A 16,333-nucleotide genomic window follows, 5' to 3' on the forward strand; every position below is an offset into this window, starting at 1 on the left:
TGGCTAGAAAAACACCGGGAGTGATTTCTCACTCCCGGTGTTGAACAGCAGAAGGTGCCAGCGCGTTTCTATTCCTGTGTGTTTTTCTCTGCTTTGCCTGCCAGCAAGCTCAGGAAGTCATAGCGGCGGCGCAAGTCAGCTTCGGCTTCTTCATACAACCGTGCCGCTTCTTGCGGTTGTTGTGTATTGAGCCGACGGAAACGTTGCTCGTTGAGCAGGGTTTCGCTCAGGCTGGCTGATGGTGGACGGGAATCCGTCACCAGTGCCGGTTTCCCTTCAGCCGTACGGCGTGGATCGAAGCGGTACAACGGCCAGAAGCCGGTGGCGGTCAACTGACGCATCTGGTCGTGGCTAAACGCCAGGTCGTAGCCGTGCTCTTCGCAAGGGCTGTAGGCAATGATCAGGGAAGGGCCCGGCCAGGCTTCCGCTTCCTGAATCGCTTTCACCGTTTGGTTCAACTGAGCCCCCAGTGAAATTTGCGCCACATAGACATGGCCGTACATCATGACCGTGACGCCAAGGTCTTTGCGTGCTTTGCGTTTGCCGTGCTCACCAAACTTGGTGACGGCACCGAGCGGGGTGGCTTTAGATTGTTGACCGCCGGTGTTGGAATAGCACTGGGTGTCCAGTACCAGCACGTTGACGTTTTCCGACAGACTCATCACGTGGTCAAGACCGCCGTAACCGATATCGTAAGCCCAACCGTCACCACCAATCAGCCAGATGGATTTATCCACCAGATGATCGGCATCGGCGGCCAACTGACGGGCATTGGCGCTGTCGATGGCGTTGAGCGACTGACGCAGGCTGGTAATCTGCTCACGTCGTACATCGGCCGCAACCGATTCCTCCAGCAGGTCGGCCACCAACTCAGCAGGCAGTTGGGGTTTAAGTTCTGCCAGCAGGCGGAGGGCGCGCTGACGGTGCTGGTCGACACTCAGACGGAAGCCCAGGCCGAATTCGGCGTTGTCTTCAAACAGCGAGTTGGCCCAGGCTGGTCCTCGGCCGTTGGCATCGGTGGTCCAGGGGGTTGTCGGCAGGTTGCCGCCGTAAATCGAGGAGCACCCGGTCGCGTTGGCAACCAGCAGTCGATCGCCATACAACTGGGTCAGCAACTTGATGTACGGGGTTTCGCCGCAACCGGAGCAGGCACCGGAATACTCGAACAGCGGTGTGATCAACTGTGAGGTACGAATATCGATGCGTTCCAGTTTGCTGCGGTCAATTTCCGGCAGCTTGAGGAAGAAATCGTAATGGGTTTTCTCGGTCGCCACATGTTCCAGACGCGGTTCCATGTTGATGGCTTTGATTTCTGGATTTTGGCGATCTTTCGCTGGGCAGACTTCCACGCACAGATTACAGCCGGTGCAGTCTTCCGGCGCAACTTGTAACACATACTTCTGGCCACGCATGTCACGCGCTTTCACGTCCAGCGACTGTAACGACGCCGGCGCGTCGGCCATTGCCTCGGCGGGCACCACTTTGGCGCGAATGGCGGAGTGCGGGCAGGCGGCCACGCAATGGTTACATTGGGTACACAGCTCCGGTTTCCATAGCGGGATGGCTTCGGCGATGTTACGTTTTTCCCACTGCGTGGTACCGACAGGCCAGGTCCCATCCGGCGGCAGGGCGGAAACCGGCAGGCTGTCGCCCAGACCGGCCAACATCGCGGCGGTAACGGTTTTGACGAAATCAGGTGCCGCGTCGGAGACGACCGGTGGGCGGCATGCGCTTTGGGGATTGACCGGCTCAAGTGCGACGGCCTCCAGTGCGTTGAGTGTCGCGTCCAGTGCCCGCCAGTTGCGCTCTACCAGTTCCTGACCTTTGTTGCCATAGCTGCTGGCGATAGCCGCGCGCAGCTTATCTTGCGCATCGCTGCCCGGCAGGATTTGTGTCAGATGGAAGAACGCCATTTGCATCACGGTATTGATGCGTGCGCCCAACTGGCATTCACGTGCGATTTTCGCCGCATTGATGCAGTACACCCGCGCCTGACGCTGATTCAGACCAGCCTGCACTTCCTGTGGCAGTCGATGCCACAGATCGTCAGCGCTGTATGGCGTATTGATAAGGAAGATACCACCTGGCTTGAGGCGATCCACCATGCTGTATTTGTCGATGAACTGCCACTGGTGGCAGGCCACGAAATCAGCCTGCTCAATCAGATAAGCCGAGTGAATCGGGTGCGGGCCGACGCGCATGTGCGATACCGTCAGGCTACCGGCTTTTTTGGAGTCGTAAACGAAATAGCCTTGAACGAACAGCGGTGTCGAGTTGCCGACGATTTTGATCGAGTTCTTGGCAGCCGAAACGGTGCCATCGCTGCCAAGCCCGTAGAACAGCGCTTCCAGAGACATCTGGGTCGGCATCGGTTGGTCGGACAGCGGTAACGACAGGTGGGTGATATCGTCATAAATACCCACGGTAAAACGCGGTCTGGGGTTGGTAAGCGCCAACTCTTTATACGTCGCTTCAACGCATTGTGGGGTGAACTCTTTTGACGATAACCCATAACGCCCGCCAATCACCTTCGGCATAAGTGGGCGCTCACCTCGTGAAAATGCCTCGGCCAGTGCGGTCATCACATCCAGATACAGCGGTTCAGCCAGCGCACCGGGTTCTTTGGTGCGATCCAATACCGCGATGGATTGCGCGCTTTGCGGGATGACCGCCAGCAGGTGTTGCGCCGAGAACGGCCGGTACAGCCGCACTTTCACTACCCCCACTTTTTCGCCGCGTGTCAGCAGGGTATCGATCACTTCTTCGCAGGTACCGACGCCAGAACCCATCATTACGATGACGCGGGTAGCATCCGGATGGCCGTAGTATTCGAACGGTTGGTATTGACGACCGGTTTCGCGGGCGAAGTCGTTCATGGCCTGTTCAACGTGGCCGAATGCCGCGTTGTACCACGGGTTGGTGGCTTCACGGGCCTGGAAAAAGGTATCAGGGTTTGAGGCGGTGCCACGAATCACCGGACGTTCAGGAGTAAGTGCACGCTCACGGTGTGCGTCAATCGCCGCCTGCGGTAGCAGACTATGTAACTGGGCATCGCTGAGCGGTTCTATTTTGTTGATTTCGTGCGAAGTACGAAAACCGTCGAAGAAATGGATAAACGGCAGGCGGCTGTTCAGGCTGGCTACCTGAGCAATCAGCGCGAAGTCCTGTGCTTCCTGTACATTACTGGCGCACAGCATGGCGCAACCGGTCTGGCGTACCGCCATCACATCTGAATGGTCGCAGAAAATCGACAACGCATGGGTAGCCACGGTACGAGCCGCGACATGCAGTACAAACGGCGTTAACTGACCGGCCAGCTTGTACAGCGTTGGGATCATTAACAACAACCCTTGTGACGACGTAAATGTCGTGGATAACGCACCGGTTTGCAATGCACCATGCACCGTCGCGATAGCCCCCGCTTCGGATTGCATCTCGATGACGCGCGGCGTATCTCCCCACATATTTTTACATTCATCGCTCGACCAGGCAGCGGCTTGTTCAGCCATGGTAGAGCTGGGGGTAATAGGGTAGATAGCGATAACTTCATTGGTGCGCCAGGCGACTGAGGCGACAGCGTTATTACCGTCGGTGGTAATCATGATTAAACCTCCTTGCTGAAGGATGGCCCGACAAGACAAAGGCAGCCATTATCAACATTCAGCGGGTTTTGTTGACTGATTATAGCGCACTGGGTTGTTGCAAGATGTGTATGGTGTGCCGGCGCAGTAGCATAGGGTGGAAAATAATACCAGCTAAAAACGGGCTTGTGCAGTTTTGTGAATGACGGTCATACCATCAACTTTACCGGTGTCGCATTCTTATCAGGAATATAAGCGCAGCGATAAAAAACAATATTAATGTATCGTTAATAGAATTAGGGTGTAGTGATGGGTAACAGGTGCTGACCAGGACGCGTGTTACCGGGTCAGTGTAAAAATTCGGCGTTTGCCCGCAAAGCAGGCAATGCCAGTGGAAGGATAGGCATCTGCGCCTATGCTGAAATAAAGCACCGGGCCTGCTGATGCGGGGGATAACGGCAGACAGGCAGGAAAATCCCAGACGCGACCATTAAGGAAATCTGTTTATACCTCAGGGATAGCCTTCGCGCGCTTCGGGTTGATTATCGACTTTGACGAAGGAATAGCACTATGTTTAACGATCTGAGAGACAAAATGATTTCGGTATTAACCCGAATTCGTGAAAGGGGTTATGGACCGGAAGATGCCATCAATCATATTGTTCAATCGCTGGGTAGCCGTTATAGCGATGTATCCAAGGTCAATGTGCTGACCTCAAAACTGATAGCCGATGTGATTTATTCGACCTATCAGGATGAAACGTCACCACTGGAGATTGCCGCTATCATCCGTATGCTTGGCTACGCCAGTCGGGATGTGGTCGGTGGTATTCATGAACAGTTTCCGCAACTGACGCCGGAAGAGGTGGGTCGACTGGTATTGCATGAAAAGGTGTACCCTAAAACTGACCGAGCCTCTTTTATCTCTGCCATGACTTACGGCGGGTATTCCCGCGAAGAGAGTGAACAGGCGGCTAACAGCCTGTATTCCTGAGCGTTGCTGACAAGCGACATCAGCGGCAGGTGATGCTGTGTAGCAAACGGTTATGCTGTATAGCAAACGGTATAGTCAGCCGACGAGATTCGCGTCGGCTGGAACTCTGCTCCGCTATGATGCCACCTAACAGCGCGCCCGTAGACACGATGACGGGAGGCGACTGATGAGGAGAATCTGATGCGGCAACCTACCCTGACTACCGAACATCTTCTGTTGCGACCACTACAGCCGTCAGATGTCACTGATGTCTGCGCTTTGCTTAATAGCACCCCTGATATTTCTGCCATGACCATGTTGATTCCCTATCCTTGTCCACGTGAAACGATCGCCAACTGGATTACCGATTTGCACAGCAATTGGGAGCAGCGTAAAGGTGTGGCCTACGCCATTTGTTTATCGCAAAACCAGCAGTTGATCGGTTCCATTTCGCTGGTGGCGCTGGATACGGCCCAACCGGAGATTGGTTACTGGCTCAGTGCTGATTTCCGACGACGAGGATTGAGCACCGAAGCCAGTCGGGCGTTATGCCAGTTCGCGTTTAGTCAGTTAGGCATTGCGAAAATCTACGGCTGCCATTTGCCACAGAACGTGGCGTCTGGCCGGGTGTTACTCAAATGTGGTTTCCACTCGCTGGGGATACGTCAGGTGTTGCTGTCGTCACGACGCCAGCATGAAACTGTGGCGGTTTACATGATGCCATCGCCCATGATGGCGACGGCGTGAGTGTGCCTGATGGAATCGCCCTGGTTTACAGCAGTAACCGGATACCCAACGCGGCCATGACCGCACCGCTGAGGCGATCGAATAACGTTTTGCATCGCAAATAGGCGCTACGAGGGCGGCTTGAAGACAGTAACAACGCGACCAGCGCATACCACAGAAAATCGATCACAAAAGCCTGTAACGGTAACGCCACGTACATCCAGCTCGCAATGTGCTGGTTGAGCAACGCAGCAAATACTCCACCGAACACCAGTGCCGTATTGGGGTTGCTAAGTTGTGTGAGTAGCCCCAGACGAAAGGCATGTGCTTGAGGCGGTTTGTGACAGCTGTGCTGTATCGACGTGGTGTTATCTGATCTGGCGCGAAATAAGGTGAGCGCCAGATAAAGCAGATAGACCCCGCCAACGATTTTCAGCAGTTGATATAACCAGGGAACGGCCAGCAGCAGTGATTGTAAACCCAGCAACGCTATCAGTGCGAAGACAGCTGCGCCAACACCCATACCCAGTGACACAGCGAGACTGCTGCGCCGGGATGAAGCCAATGCGGTCCGTGCAACCAGAATGAAGCTCTGCCCCGGACTCATGGCACCAAGTGCCAATACCACGCCAATGGTGGCGATAGAAAGTATGTCACTGCTCATTCCGTACCTCTTCTTTTAATTGATGTCTGTTGATATTGATACGTCGTTATGCTGATAGGCAGTTATCTTTATCCTCTCTTTTGGAATTGGCGTAAACTGGCGCGACTTAGCAAGGTATCCAGGGGAAGGACTATGAAACTACACGCCGTGGCGCTGGTGGGGGTGGTATTACTGGCAGGGTGTGATCGAAAACCGACGCCTGAGCCGGTGAACCCGGTGTTGGCTGGGCTTTCCAATATCTTTGGTTTTGATGCGCTACGGGGGAAGGTGAAGCACTTTACCCAAACCCAGACCGACGAAGCAGGCAAAGTGACTGCCTATGTGGATGGGGTCTTTGATGCCGAAGGGTGCCTTGTGACGTTACGTACCTATCAACCGGCGATGAATTTTGACCTGGATTTGGTGCGAGTGGGGCAGACGCTGTTAGAAAAGAGCGATCGACAAGCGTTGTTTCAACTGACGGAACACTGCCAGTTGGCAAAAACCTCAGATGGTCGCCTGAGCTACCGTTCTGACGATAAACAGGCTATCAGCGAGGTGGTGTATCGCGATCGACCAACACCATTGGCGCGTTACCGCTACGATGATGAGGGATTCCCGGTCAGCATGACGTTTGTTTCACCGGAAAATGACAAGGTGACCCGGGTGGAGATGCAAAGCGATGCGCCGATGCAAAAACGGCTGGATGCCACGGTTATCGTGACAGAAGACAACCAGCAGGTTAGCGTGACCCGTACCACATGCCAGTATGACTCGCATTTTAACCCGCGTGTGTGCCAGGTGCTGGTATCAAATGGCAAAGGCGTGGCGCAAACGGTCACCACACTGACGCATACGACCAAAATTGAGTATTACGAGTAATCAGTCCCGTCAGATGATGGGGGCGCGATGGGTCGCTGACGTTTGATGAATCTTAACCGAAGCGAACCTGTGCGGTGTTCGTCTCTCTCATCTTGCCTGTCACGGATTGACGACAGGCGCTGCATTGCTTTTTGTCCATGCCGAAGGGTGGCAGAAGTCCCCGTCGGCATGGGATCGATCGTAGTTATTGGATAGACAGCCGTCATTCCTGCACCAGCCATTCATCGGCTTCATTGAACATGTCTTCGATGATCCGGTTAATGGTGGATTTGTCCTGTTTGCTGGCATTGGAATTGATAGCATTAGCCTGCATCGGTTTTATCTTGATTTCCGCATCAGGAAACACTTTGTGGATCCGTTTGGTGAGTTCGTTTTTTATCTGCTCTGCCGCGTTGGGTAACCCGCTCACGTTTCTCTTATCGTACACCAGCTCTACATACATCAGCCGCATCTCCATGTAAAACACTGGCTAAATATACAGCTTTTATTGCGGGATCCGCAATCGCTTTTTCAGATCACGTACCCAGCTTTTTTTCCATATACACGCTAAGCGGATCGTCGCCGTAAGGAAAAAACGGGCCGCGCAGGTGATAACCATGACGTTGGTAGAGCCGGATAGCTTGTGGCTGATGGATGCCGGTTTCGAGGCGGATGACCTGACACCCTGCCAGAGAGGCCTGTTTTTCCAACTGACGCAGTAACTGATCCGCCGCACCGCTGCCACGATAGGTTGGCTCGACATAAATGCGTTTCATCTCACCTTCTCCCGGTTGGCGCAGCACGATAGCACCGCAACCTACCGCGTGCCCGTCACGGTGGCGGATCACCAGAAAAATCAGTTCGTCGGCGGCCAGTGTGCGCAAATCGGTAAAGTGGCAGCACTCTGGCGGATACAGCGTCGATTGATAAGCATCCAGTTTTTCCAACAGCGTCAGAATGTCCGGCTGATCAACGGCCTCTGGCCGGATGGTAAACAACGGCGTGCAATGTGTGGGCATCACGTGCTCTCAGGTAACCCGTCATCGACGTACTATTTCATATAATACCATGATAAAAAAGGGGAATAACCAGCATGGTCGATAGGGGGGGATTCGTGATATCACTGTCTTTGCCATCAACAGAAAAGGAGTGACGCATGACCACATTACGCCTGGCCCGGCCAGTAACGGACCTGCAACGAAGTGAGCGAATGTACTGTGACGGCATGGGGTTGCAGAAACTCGGCTCGTTTGCGCAACACGATGGCTTTAGTGGTGTTATGCTGGGGCAACAGGGGCTGGCCTGGCACCTTGAGTTTACCTTTTGTCATACTCATCCTGTCATGCCAGCTCCGACGGAAGACGATTTACTGGTGCTGTACATGCCTGACCATGAACGCTGGCGAGAGGCCTGCGATCGTATGGCGCAGGCCGGCTTCAGCGTGGTGGCGTCGTTTAATCCTTATTGGGAGCGGCAGGGAAAAACTTTCCGTGATCCTGACGGTTATCGGGTGGTGTTGCAGCAAGGGCTCTGGCCGAATACCGATTAATAACAAAGAGAAGAGTAACCATGTATATCATCAGTCTGACATACCATGCGCCGCTGGATGATGTGGAAACCTTGTTGGAACGGCATGTAACCTGGTTGAAGCGAGGATATGAACAAGGCCTGTTTGTGGCTTCCGGGCGTAAAAATCCGCGTACTGGCGGTGTTATTCTGGCCAAAAGTGTCGCACGAGAAGAGCTGGACACGTTTCTTAAACAGGATCCGTTTCAGGCGGTAGCAAATTACGAGGTGATCGACTTCCAGCCATCCATGACGGCGGAGGCTTTTACCGCCCTGAGTCGTATCTGAGTGAACAGGCTCCGGCAGGCGTCGTGCGCGTACCGGAGCGGTAGCATCAGGCCTGTACCGAGCTTTGCAGGTTACTGTCTTGCGCGTGGCGCTCCAGCGCCAGTTCGATCAGTTGCGTGATCAGGCTGGTATAGCCAAGGCCGCTGGCTTCCCACAATTTGGGATACATACTGATGTTAGTGAAGCCGGGCAGGGTGTTGACCTCGTTGACGACAACCTGCTGGTCCGGTGTCAGGAAGACGTCTACCCGCGCCATACCCTGACACTCTAATGCCTGGAACGCCCGCAAGGCGATGTCGCGAATATGCTGGTGTACGTCGTCGTCCATTACCGCCGGGATAGCCACCGCGGCACCGTCTTCGTTAATGTACTTGGTGTCGTAGGAATAGAATTCGTCATGCAACACGATTTCGCCGCAGACACTGGCTTTCGGGTAGTCATTACCCAGCACCGCACACTCAATTTCCCGCCCGACAATCGCCGATTCCACCAACACTTTATGGTCATAACGGAACGCCAGCTCGACAGCATGATCGAATTCCGCCTGATTGCGCACCTTGCTGACGCCGACGGACGACCCCTGATTGGCGGGTTTAATGAACAGCGGCAAACCGAGCTCGGCGGTCACACTGTCGTAAGGGTGGCGGGCGCGGTTGGCACGGGTCAGGGTGACGAACGGAGCAACCTGCAATCCAGCGTCGCGCAACAGACGTTTGGTGACGTCTTTATCCATACTGACGGCGGAGCCCAGCACGCTGCTGCCGACAAACGGGATATTCGCCATGCGCAGCAAGCCCTGCAATGAGCCGTCTTCGCCCAGCGTACCGTGAACGATGGGGAAAATAACGTCAATCTGCGACAACGCGCTGGCGCTGGCTGTATCGATCAACTGATGGTGGGTTTGTCCTGGGATCAGCGCCACATTCTGACTGGAACGGTTCAGGGCGATCAACGCTGGATTATCGGCGTTGAGCAGATAGTTGGAGGCGTCGTTGACGTGCCATTCCCCTTGCTTGTCGATGCCCAGCAACACCACATCGAACCGCGTTTTATCAATGGCATCCACAATATTTTTTGCGGACTGCAGTGACACTTCGTGCTCAGAGGATTTACCACCAAAAACCACGCCAACCCGAATTTTACTCATATCACTCTTTCCGTTATGGGATCGTTTTCTGTTATTAGGATCATTGAACTGTCTGGTACCTAATGAGATAGGCTCTAAGTCAAACGTCTTGATCTGTGGGTGCAAGAGTATCACTTCATACCGCGAGGCGGGACTTTTTTCAGGTAACTGGGCGCTGTCTTTTTCAGTGGTGATGCAGAATTAACCCATATGAAAGAAAGAGCGTAAAAGATAAGGGGCGAACCCAATTTCATCGCGTTTGTGGCAGTAGCAGCGTGAGGTATGAGAGCGTCAACCAGGGATGATGAACCTGACTGCCGGGAGGGCGACCCGGCTGAAATTTCTCTCGTCGGTGCCGGTCAGGCACTTTTTTGCCCTTCTTCACGTTGACGCAGGCTGTTGCCCTGACGGTACGCCAGCGACACCATGAGCGATTGCACCAGACACAACGTGGCTGACTGGGAGCGAAAGGCATCGACCTGCGCTTCTTTTACCACGAAGCACAGGTCGCTCAGGGTAGCCAGCGGGCTGAGTTGACTGTCGGTGATCACTATCTGTCGCGCACCGGCGTTGGCGGCCATTTCACTGACCATCACGGTTTCCTGCGCGTAAGGCGAGAAGCTGATGGAGACCACGATGTCTTTGTCGCTCAGACGGCATAGCTGTTCGCGAAACATTCCACCCAATCCGTTAACCAGCACCGGACGGCTTTCCAGATGACTCAGGGCATAGCAGAGGTAGGTGGCGACGCTGAATGAACGCCGCAGCCCGACGATGTAGATAGTGTCAGCCTGTGCCAACAGGTCGACCGCTTTTTCCAGATCGTCTGGCTGGGTGCGGGCGGCCAGTTGTTGCATCGCCTGTGCGTTGGAACGGGCGAATTCATGCAAAATGTCCTGCGGGCGTTCTGGCACCCGGTCTTCCATCTCGCGAAATAAGCGCGCCCGGTCGGTATAGCTGGCGGTTTCTTCCACCAGATTCATGCGAAATAGCTGTTTCATTTCATTGAAACCGCTGAAATCGAACGCGTTGGCGAAACGGATCAATGTGGAAGGGGGCACGTCTGCCTGCTCGGCGATCACCGCGACGGTGTCGAACGCTACACTGTTGGTGTTGTCCAGCACATAACGCGCCACCTGCTGCAAACGCTTGCTCAGGGAATCGTACCGCGTGCGGATCTGCTCCTGTAATTCTCTCAGGCTGGTCGCCATCGCCATAATCGTCTTCTCCGTCATCCCGGCGGGATGCTGTTGATCCGATTCTAGTGAGTTGAACCAGCATTTCAAACCGATTTGTTATTTTTTCGACGAAAAATAGAATGAATAATTCAGTTTTCCCGCACGTCATGAGCGAGTGAATTCGCTGAATAACGTGGTTAAAAGCCGGTTACCTGCCGTTTACCGGAAAATCTATCCTGGATCACAATAATCAACATTTGTTTTATTTCTTATTAAAATGGAATTTTTATTTCATATACAGTAAAGCGGTATTAGCCATCTGTCACCCTAAATCCTGCAGAGGTGTAACCATGGAAACCGTATCCAATTTCATTCATGGCGAGATTGCGCCCAGTCATAGCGGGCGCACCGCACCGGTATTTAATCCTGCGACCGGCGAAGCGATTCGTCAGGTGGCGCTGAGTAGCGCCGACGAGGCAAAACACGCCATCAGCGTAGCCGCAGCGGCTTTCCCCGACTGGGCGAAGCACTCTCCGTTGCGCCGTGCCCGCATCCTGTTTCGTTTCAAAGCGTTGCTGGAAGAGAATCTGAGTACGCTGGCACGGCAGATTTCCGAAGAGCATGGCAAAGTCTACTCTGATGCTGTGGGCGAACTGACCCGTGGGCTGGAAGTGGTGGAATTTGCGTGTGGTATTCCGCATCTGCAAAAAGGTGAGCATTCCGCCAACGTTGGTACCGGCGTGGACAGCCATTCGCTGATGCAGCCGCTCGGGGTGTGCGTGGGGATCACGCCATTCAATTTCCCGGCGATGGTGCCGATGTGGATGTTCCCGATTGCGCTGGCTACCGGTAACACCTTTGTCCTCAAGCCTTCGGAGAAAGATCCGTCGCTGTCGCTGATGCTGGCAACACTGCTGAAAGAAGCGGGCCTGCCGGACGGCGTATTCAATGTCGTGCAGGGCGATAAAGAAGCGGTCGACGTGCTGTTGACCGACCCACGCGTTCAGGCGGTGAGCTTTGTCGGCTCGACACCGGTGGCAGAGTACATCTATCGCACTGCATCGGCGCATGGTAAACGTTGTCAGGCGCTGGGCGGCGCTAAAAACCACTGCATTTTGATGCCGGATGCCGACATGGACATGGCGGCCAGCGCGATCCTCGGTGCGGCATTTGGTGCAGCGGGCGAGCGCTGCATGGCGCTGTCGGTGGTGGTTGCGGTCGGTGATGACACCGCCGAAGCGTTGTGCAGTCGGTTGGAAACGCAGATTGCCGCCATGCGTGTCGGCCCCGGTCTGGTGGACGGCAAAGAAAACGACATGGGGCCGGTGATTTCAGGCCCACATCGCGACAAGATTAGCGGTTATATTCAAAGCGGCGTCGATCAGGGCGCGACGTTGCGCGTCGATGGCCGTGGGCTTCGTGTTCCGGGACATGAGCAGGGCTATTTCGTCGGCCCAACGCTGTTTGACCATGTCATGCCAGACATGCAGATCTACCGGGAAGAGATTTTCGGCCCGGTGCTGTCGGTGGTGCGCGTACCGGATTACCACACCGCGCTGACCCTGATTAACCAGCATGAATACGGCAATGGCACGGCGATATTTACCCGCGACGGCGAAACCGCCCGCCAGTTTAGTGAAGAGGTGCAGGCAGGGATGGTCGGGATCAACGTACCGATCCCGGTGCCGATGGCGTTCCACAGTTTTGGCGGTTGGAAACGGTCCATTTTTGGTCCGCTCAATGTACACGGTAACGACGGCGTGCGTTTCTATACCCGAATGAAAACCGTCACCAGTCGTTGGCCTGCCAGCGTGCGTCTGGAACAGCACGCCAGCAGCTTTGTAATGCCGACGCTGGAGTAATTCCACCTGATTTGCGGGAGCAAAACGATGGACACGTTGAAAATGACCATGGCGCAGGCGCTGGTCCGGTTTCTCAATCAGCAATACCTTGAGGTTGACGGTGAAGAAACACCGTTGTTTGCCGGGGTGATGACTATTTTTGGGCACGGCAACGTGCTGGGTATCGGGCAGGCGCTGGAGCAGGATGCCGGACACCTGCAGGTGCATCAGGGCTGTAATGAGCAGGGTATGGCGCACATCGCGGCGGGCTTTGCCAAACAGCACCGGCGGCGGCGGGTGTACGCGGTGACCACCTCGGTGGGGCCGGGGGCGGCGAATCTGGTGACGGCGGCCGCCACCGCGACGGCCAACCGGATTCCGCTATTGCTACTGCCGGGGGATCTGTTCGCCAGTCGACAGCCTGACCCGGTGTTGCAGCAAATTGAGCAGTATCACGATGCCACCATCAGCACCAATGATTGTCTGCGGCCGGTTTCGCGCTACTGGGATCGTATCAGCCGCCCGGAGCAACTGATGAGCGCGCTTGTCAACGCCATGCGGGTGCTGACCGACCCGGCGGATACCGGCACGGTAACGCTGTGTCTGCCGCAGGATGTGCAGGCGGAAGCCTGGGATTACCCGCGGTCGTTCTTCCAGCGGCGGGTGCACCATCTGGAGCGCCGCCCGCCAGATACCACCCGGCTGGCGCAGGCGGCGGCGTTGCTGGCGCGTAAACGTCGCCCGCTGTTGATCTGCGGCGGCGGTGTACGCTACGCCGGTGCGCATGAGGCATTTTGCCAGTTTGCGGAACGTTTCAACCTGCCGTTCGGTGAAACCCAGGCGGGCAAGGGGGCGGTGGTCTCGTCGCATCCGCTGAATGTGGGCGGCATCGGCGTCACCGGCGGGCAGGCTGCCAACCGGCTGGCGGCGCAGGCGGATCTGGTGATTGGCGTCGGCACCCGTCTGACCGATTTCACCACCGCCTCCAAATCGCTGTTTACGCACCCGGAGGTCGAGTTTTTGCTGCTCAATGTGGCGGAGTTCGACGCGTTCAAGCTGGATGCTACCGCGCTGGTGGCTGATGCCCGTGAGGGGCTGACGCAACTGACGCAGGCACTGGCGGCGCAGGGCTATCGCAGTGACTGGGGTGAGGAGATAGCGCAGGCACGCAGCGACTGGCAACAAGAGCGCCAGCGGCTGTTTGAGAGGCGTGATGACGACGGGCAGGCGTTGGAAATCGCCGGGCATCTGGAGGCACAACTGGCGGAGTACCGCGAAACTCTGGGGACCCGTCTGACACAAACCCGGGTGCTGGGGTTGCTCAACGACGCGTTGGAAGATAACGCTATCGTGGTGGGCGCGGCTGGGTCGCTGCCCGGTGACCTGCAACGGTTATGGCAGGTGAAAACCTCGGACAGCTATCACCTGGAGTACGGCTACTCCTGCATGGGGTATGAAATCGCAGCAGCGGTGGGGGCGCGGTTGGCTGCACCACAGCAGCCGGTGTACGCCATGGTAGGGGACGGGTCGTATTTGATGCTGCACAGTGAGCTGCAAACTGCGGTGCAAGAAGGCATCAAGGTCACCGTGCTGCTGTTCGACAATGCCGGGTTCGGCTGCATCAACAACCTGCAAATGAGTCAGGGGATGGGCAGTTTTTGCACCGAGAACCGGCGGCGTGATCAGGGCAGCGGCAAGCTGACTGGCCCGTTGGTCACGGTAGACTTCGCCCGCAACGCCGAGAGTTACGGTTGTCGGGCGTGGACGGTGCGTGATGAGGCATCGTTGTTACAGGCGGTGCGCGAAGCGCAGGCACACCCCGGCCCTTGTCTGCTGGATATCAAGGTGCTGCCGAAAACCATGACCCACGGCTACGACGCCTGGTGGAACACCGGCACCGCGCAAGTCGCGGACAACCCGGCGATTGAAGCCGCCGCGCGTGAGGTGCAGTTGCAGCGCTCGAAGGCCAGACAGTATTAAGCCTGACGGCGCACTGATGTTTTTGGCGATTTTTCTTACCACTGGAGCCTGATCGTGTTGCCTGGCACACGATCGGGTCTTTTGTGCTGCATGCGAATAACGCATTCGTCGTGTTTTAACCGGTTAACCGAGGCAGGGTAAGCCGGTCATCTCTTCCTGCTTTTTCATGAAATATTTATTTCATTTTAGTCTGACAAACCGAACCCTGTAGCGATGAGGTTGGCAAGGGAGCCACATGCACCGCGCAGGTCTCCACTGCCAGTGAGTCGGCTATTCTGACGCACTAATCCCCTGCATTTACTGGGTTTTTTCCTGCCCTGCAATACGCTGATGACATGACGGCGGTTTCGTGATTTTGCTAACACTATTTTGCTCATATGTCACCAAAATGTTAGCTGGCGCGCAAAAACATAATTTCCAGTTTTACTGAAATTGAAATAAACGTTTTATTATCTTTACGCTAACAAGCAGAACAGACCCTGACCCCTACAACCAACCAGTGATACCCCAGGGTATCGAGGGAGTAGCCATGTTTAACATCGCTTTACTGGGTGCCGGCCGCATTGGCCAGGTTCACGCCGTCAACATCGCCGAACATCGGGAAACCTGTCTCTATTCGGTGGTGGATCCCAACCCCGCTAACGCGCAGGCGTTGTCTGATAAGTATCAGGCGCGTTTGCAAACCATCGATGAGGCGATGGCCGACCCGGCGGTACACGCGGTGCTGATTGCCTCCGCCACCGACACCCACGCGGATCTGATTGAGCTGGCCGCCCGCCACGGCAAAGCCATCTTCTGTGAAAAACCGGTGCATCTGGATATCGCCCGGGTGCGCGACTGCCTGAATGTGGTGGAGCAACAGCAGGTGCCATTGTTCGTCGGGTTTAACCGTCGCTACGACCCGCAATTTCGTCGGGTGAAGACGCTGGCAGGTGAAGGGCGTATCGGCAAGCCGGAATCACTGATGATTATCTCCCGTGACCCTTCACCGCCGCCTGCCGAGTATGTGCGTGTGTCCGGCGGCATGTTCCGCGATATGACCATCCACGATTTCGATATGGTGCGTTTCATCATGGGCGAAGAGCCAGTCTCGGTCTTTGCACAAGGCAGCAATCTGGTCGACCCGGCTATCGGTGCGGCTGGCGACATTGATACCGCGTTTGTGGTGTTCAAATTTGCCTCCGGTGCGATGGCGACCATCGTCAACAGTCGTCGTTCCGGTTATGGCTACGACCAGCGGCTGGAACTGCACGGCGAACTCGGCGTGTTGAGCGCGGGCAATATCCGCGAAAACCAGGTGGAACACTGGGGCGATGCCGGGTGCCTTGCCGCCAAACCGGAACACTTTTTCCTGCAACGTTACCGCGACGCCTACGCGGCAGAATGGCGTCATTTCGTTGAGGTGTTGCACGGGCGTACCCGGCCTGAGTGCAGCGGCGTCGACGGTGAGCGGGCGCTGTATCTGGCCGACAAAGCGCTGGAGTCGCTGGCGACAGGGCGTGCGGTTTCGCTCTGACACACAACTACAGGGTCTGGCATGGCATCAGACCCTGGCATCACGACATCAATAA

Annotated in this window: 14 protein-coding genes; 8 read left to right on the forward strand and 6 right to left on the reverse strand. The window is 55.7% G+C overall.

Features of this window, described 5'->3' with window-relative positions; genetic code table 11:
• Window positions 1–68 precede the first annotated feature (68 nt).
• Window positions 69–3,602: a pyruvate:ferredoxin (flavodoxin) oxidoreductase gene (gene nifJ / locus FAZ14_RS19125; protein WP_153509020.1), complete on the reverse strand. Its 3,534-nt coding sequence runs from the start codon at window positions 3,600–3,602 to the stop codon at window positions 69–71.
• 549 nt (window positions 3,603–4,151) lie between these two features.
• Between nifJ and FAZ14_RS19130 the strand changes: the two genes are divergently transcribed.
• Complete coding sequence (locus FAZ14_RS19130) at window positions 4,152–4,574, forward strand: hypothetical protein (RefSeq protein WP_038925602.1); 423 nt, start codon at window positions 4,152–4,154, stop codon at window positions 4,572–4,574.
• Window positions 4,575–4,754: 180 nt separating this feature from the next.
• Window positions 4,755–5,300: a GNAT family N-acetyltransferase gene (locus FAZ14_RS19135; RefSeq protein ID WP_016943679.1), complete on the forward strand. Its 546-nt coding sequence runs from the start codon at window positions 4,755–4,757 to the stop codon at window positions 5,298–5,300.
• Window positions 5,301–5,325: 25 nt separating this feature from the next.
• On the opposite strand, the gene FAZ14_RS19140 is transcribed toward FAZ14_RS19135, so the two are convergent.
• Window positions 5,326–5,943 (reverse strand): LysE family translocator, encoded by a 618-nt coding sequence (locus FAZ14_RS19140; RefSeq protein ID WP_153509021.1) that lies wholly within the window; start codon window positions 5,941–5,943, stop codon window positions 5,326–5,328.
• A gap of 132 nt (window positions 5,944–6,075) precedes the next feature.
• On the opposite strand from FAZ14_RS19140, the gene FAZ14_RS19145 reads away from it, so the two are divergent.
• A complete protein-coding gene (locus FAZ14_RS19145) occupies window positions 6,076–6,804 on the forward strand; it encodes a YnfC family lipoprotein (RefSeq protein ID WP_153509022.1) in 729 nt (242 codons plus the stop codon).
• Between the two features lie 202 nt (window positions 6,805–7,006).
• Here the strand turns inward: FAZ14_RS19145 and FAZ14_RS19150 are convergent, their stop codons facing one another.
• Both FAZ14_RS19150 and FAZ14_RS19155 read right to left on the reverse strand, forming a co-directional pair.
• Window positions 7,007–7,246: a DinI family protein gene (locus FAZ14_RS19150; protein ID WP_012883438.1), complete on the reverse strand. Its 240-nt coding sequence runs from the start codon at window positions 7,244–7,246 to the stop codon at window positions 7,007–7,009.
• Window positions 7,247–7,319: 73 nt separating this feature from the next.
• Window positions 7,320–7,802, reverse strand: a complete 483-nt coding sequence (locus FAZ14_RS19155; protein ID WP_080646374.1) for a GNAT family N-acetyltransferase — start codon at window positions 7,800–7,802, stop codon at window positions 7,320–7,322.
• Between the two features lie 137 nt (window positions 7,803–7,939).
• Here FAZ14_RS19155 and FAZ14_RS19160 point away from each other — a divergent pair, with 137 nt between their 5' ends.
• Both FAZ14_RS19160 and FAZ14_RS19165 read left to right on the forward strand, forming a co-directional pair.
• Window positions 7,940–8,332 (forward strand): VOC family protein, encoded by a 393-nt coding sequence (locus FAZ14_RS19160; protein ID WP_153509023.1) that lies wholly within the window; start codon window positions 7,940–7,942, stop codon window positions 8,330–8,332.
• 20 nt (window positions 8,333–8,352) lie between these two features.
• Window positions 8,353–8,637 carry a YciI family protein gene (locus FAZ14_RS19165; RefSeq protein WP_153509024.1) on the forward strand — a complete coding sequence of 95 codons (285 nt, stop codon included), beginning with the start codon at window positions 8,353–8,355 and terminating at the stop codon, window positions 8,635–8,637.
• Between the two features lie 46 nt (window positions 8,638–8,683).
• On the opposite strand, the gene ddlA is transcribed toward FAZ14_RS19165, so the two are convergent.
• Together ddlA and FAZ14_RS19175 are read right to left on the reverse strand one after the other, a co-directional pair.
• The gene (ddlA, locus tag FAZ14_RS19170) at window positions 8,684–9,784 is read right to left on the reverse strand and encodes a D-alanine--D-alanine ligase (protein ID WP_153509025.1); all 1,101 of its coding nucleotides are present in this window, start codon (window positions 9,782–9,784) and stop codon (window positions 8,684–8,686) included.
• 338 nt (window positions 9,785–10,122) lie between these two features.
• Complete coding sequence (locus FAZ14_RS19175; RefSeq protein WP_029456632.1) at window positions 10,123–10,980, reverse strand: MurR/RpiR family transcriptional regulator; 858 nt, start codon at window positions 10,978–10,980, stop codon at window positions 10,123–10,125.
• A gap of 311 nt (window positions 10,981–11,291) precedes the next feature.
• Here FAZ14_RS19175 and FAZ14_RS19180 point away from each other — a divergent pair, with 311 nt between their 5' ends.
• From FAZ14_RS19180 to iolG, 3 genes are all read left to right on the forward strand, one after another.
• Window positions 11,292–12,803 carry a CoA-acylating methylmalonate-semialdehyde dehydrogenase gene (locus FAZ14_RS19180; RefSeq protein ID WP_016943671.1) on the forward strand — a complete coding sequence of 504 codons (1,512 nt, stop codon included), beginning with the start codon at window positions 11,292–11,294 and terminating at the stop codon, window positions 12,801–12,803.
• A gap of 27 nt (window positions 12,804–12,830) precedes the next feature.
• Window positions 12,831–14,762 (forward strand): 3D-(3,5/4)-trihydroxycyclohexane-1,2-dione acylhydrolase (decyclizing), encoded by a 1,932-nt coding sequence (iolD, locus tag FAZ14_RS19185; RefSeq protein ID WP_153509026.1) that lies wholly within the window; start codon window positions 12,831–12,833, stop codon window positions 14,760–14,762.
• Window positions 14,763–15,291: 529 nt separating this feature from the next.
• Entirely contained in the window at window positions 15,292–16,278 is a 987-nt protein-coding gene (gene iolG, locus FAZ14_RS19190; RefSeq protein WP_029456631.1) for an inositol 2-dehydrogenase, read from the forward strand.
• Window positions 16,279–16,333: the final 55 nt, after the last annotated feature.

The organism is Dickeya oryzae, from assembly GCF_009372235.1.
GTDB lineage: Bacteria > Pseudomonadota > Gammaproteobacteria > Enterobacterales > Enterobacteriaceae > Dickeya > Dickeya oryzae.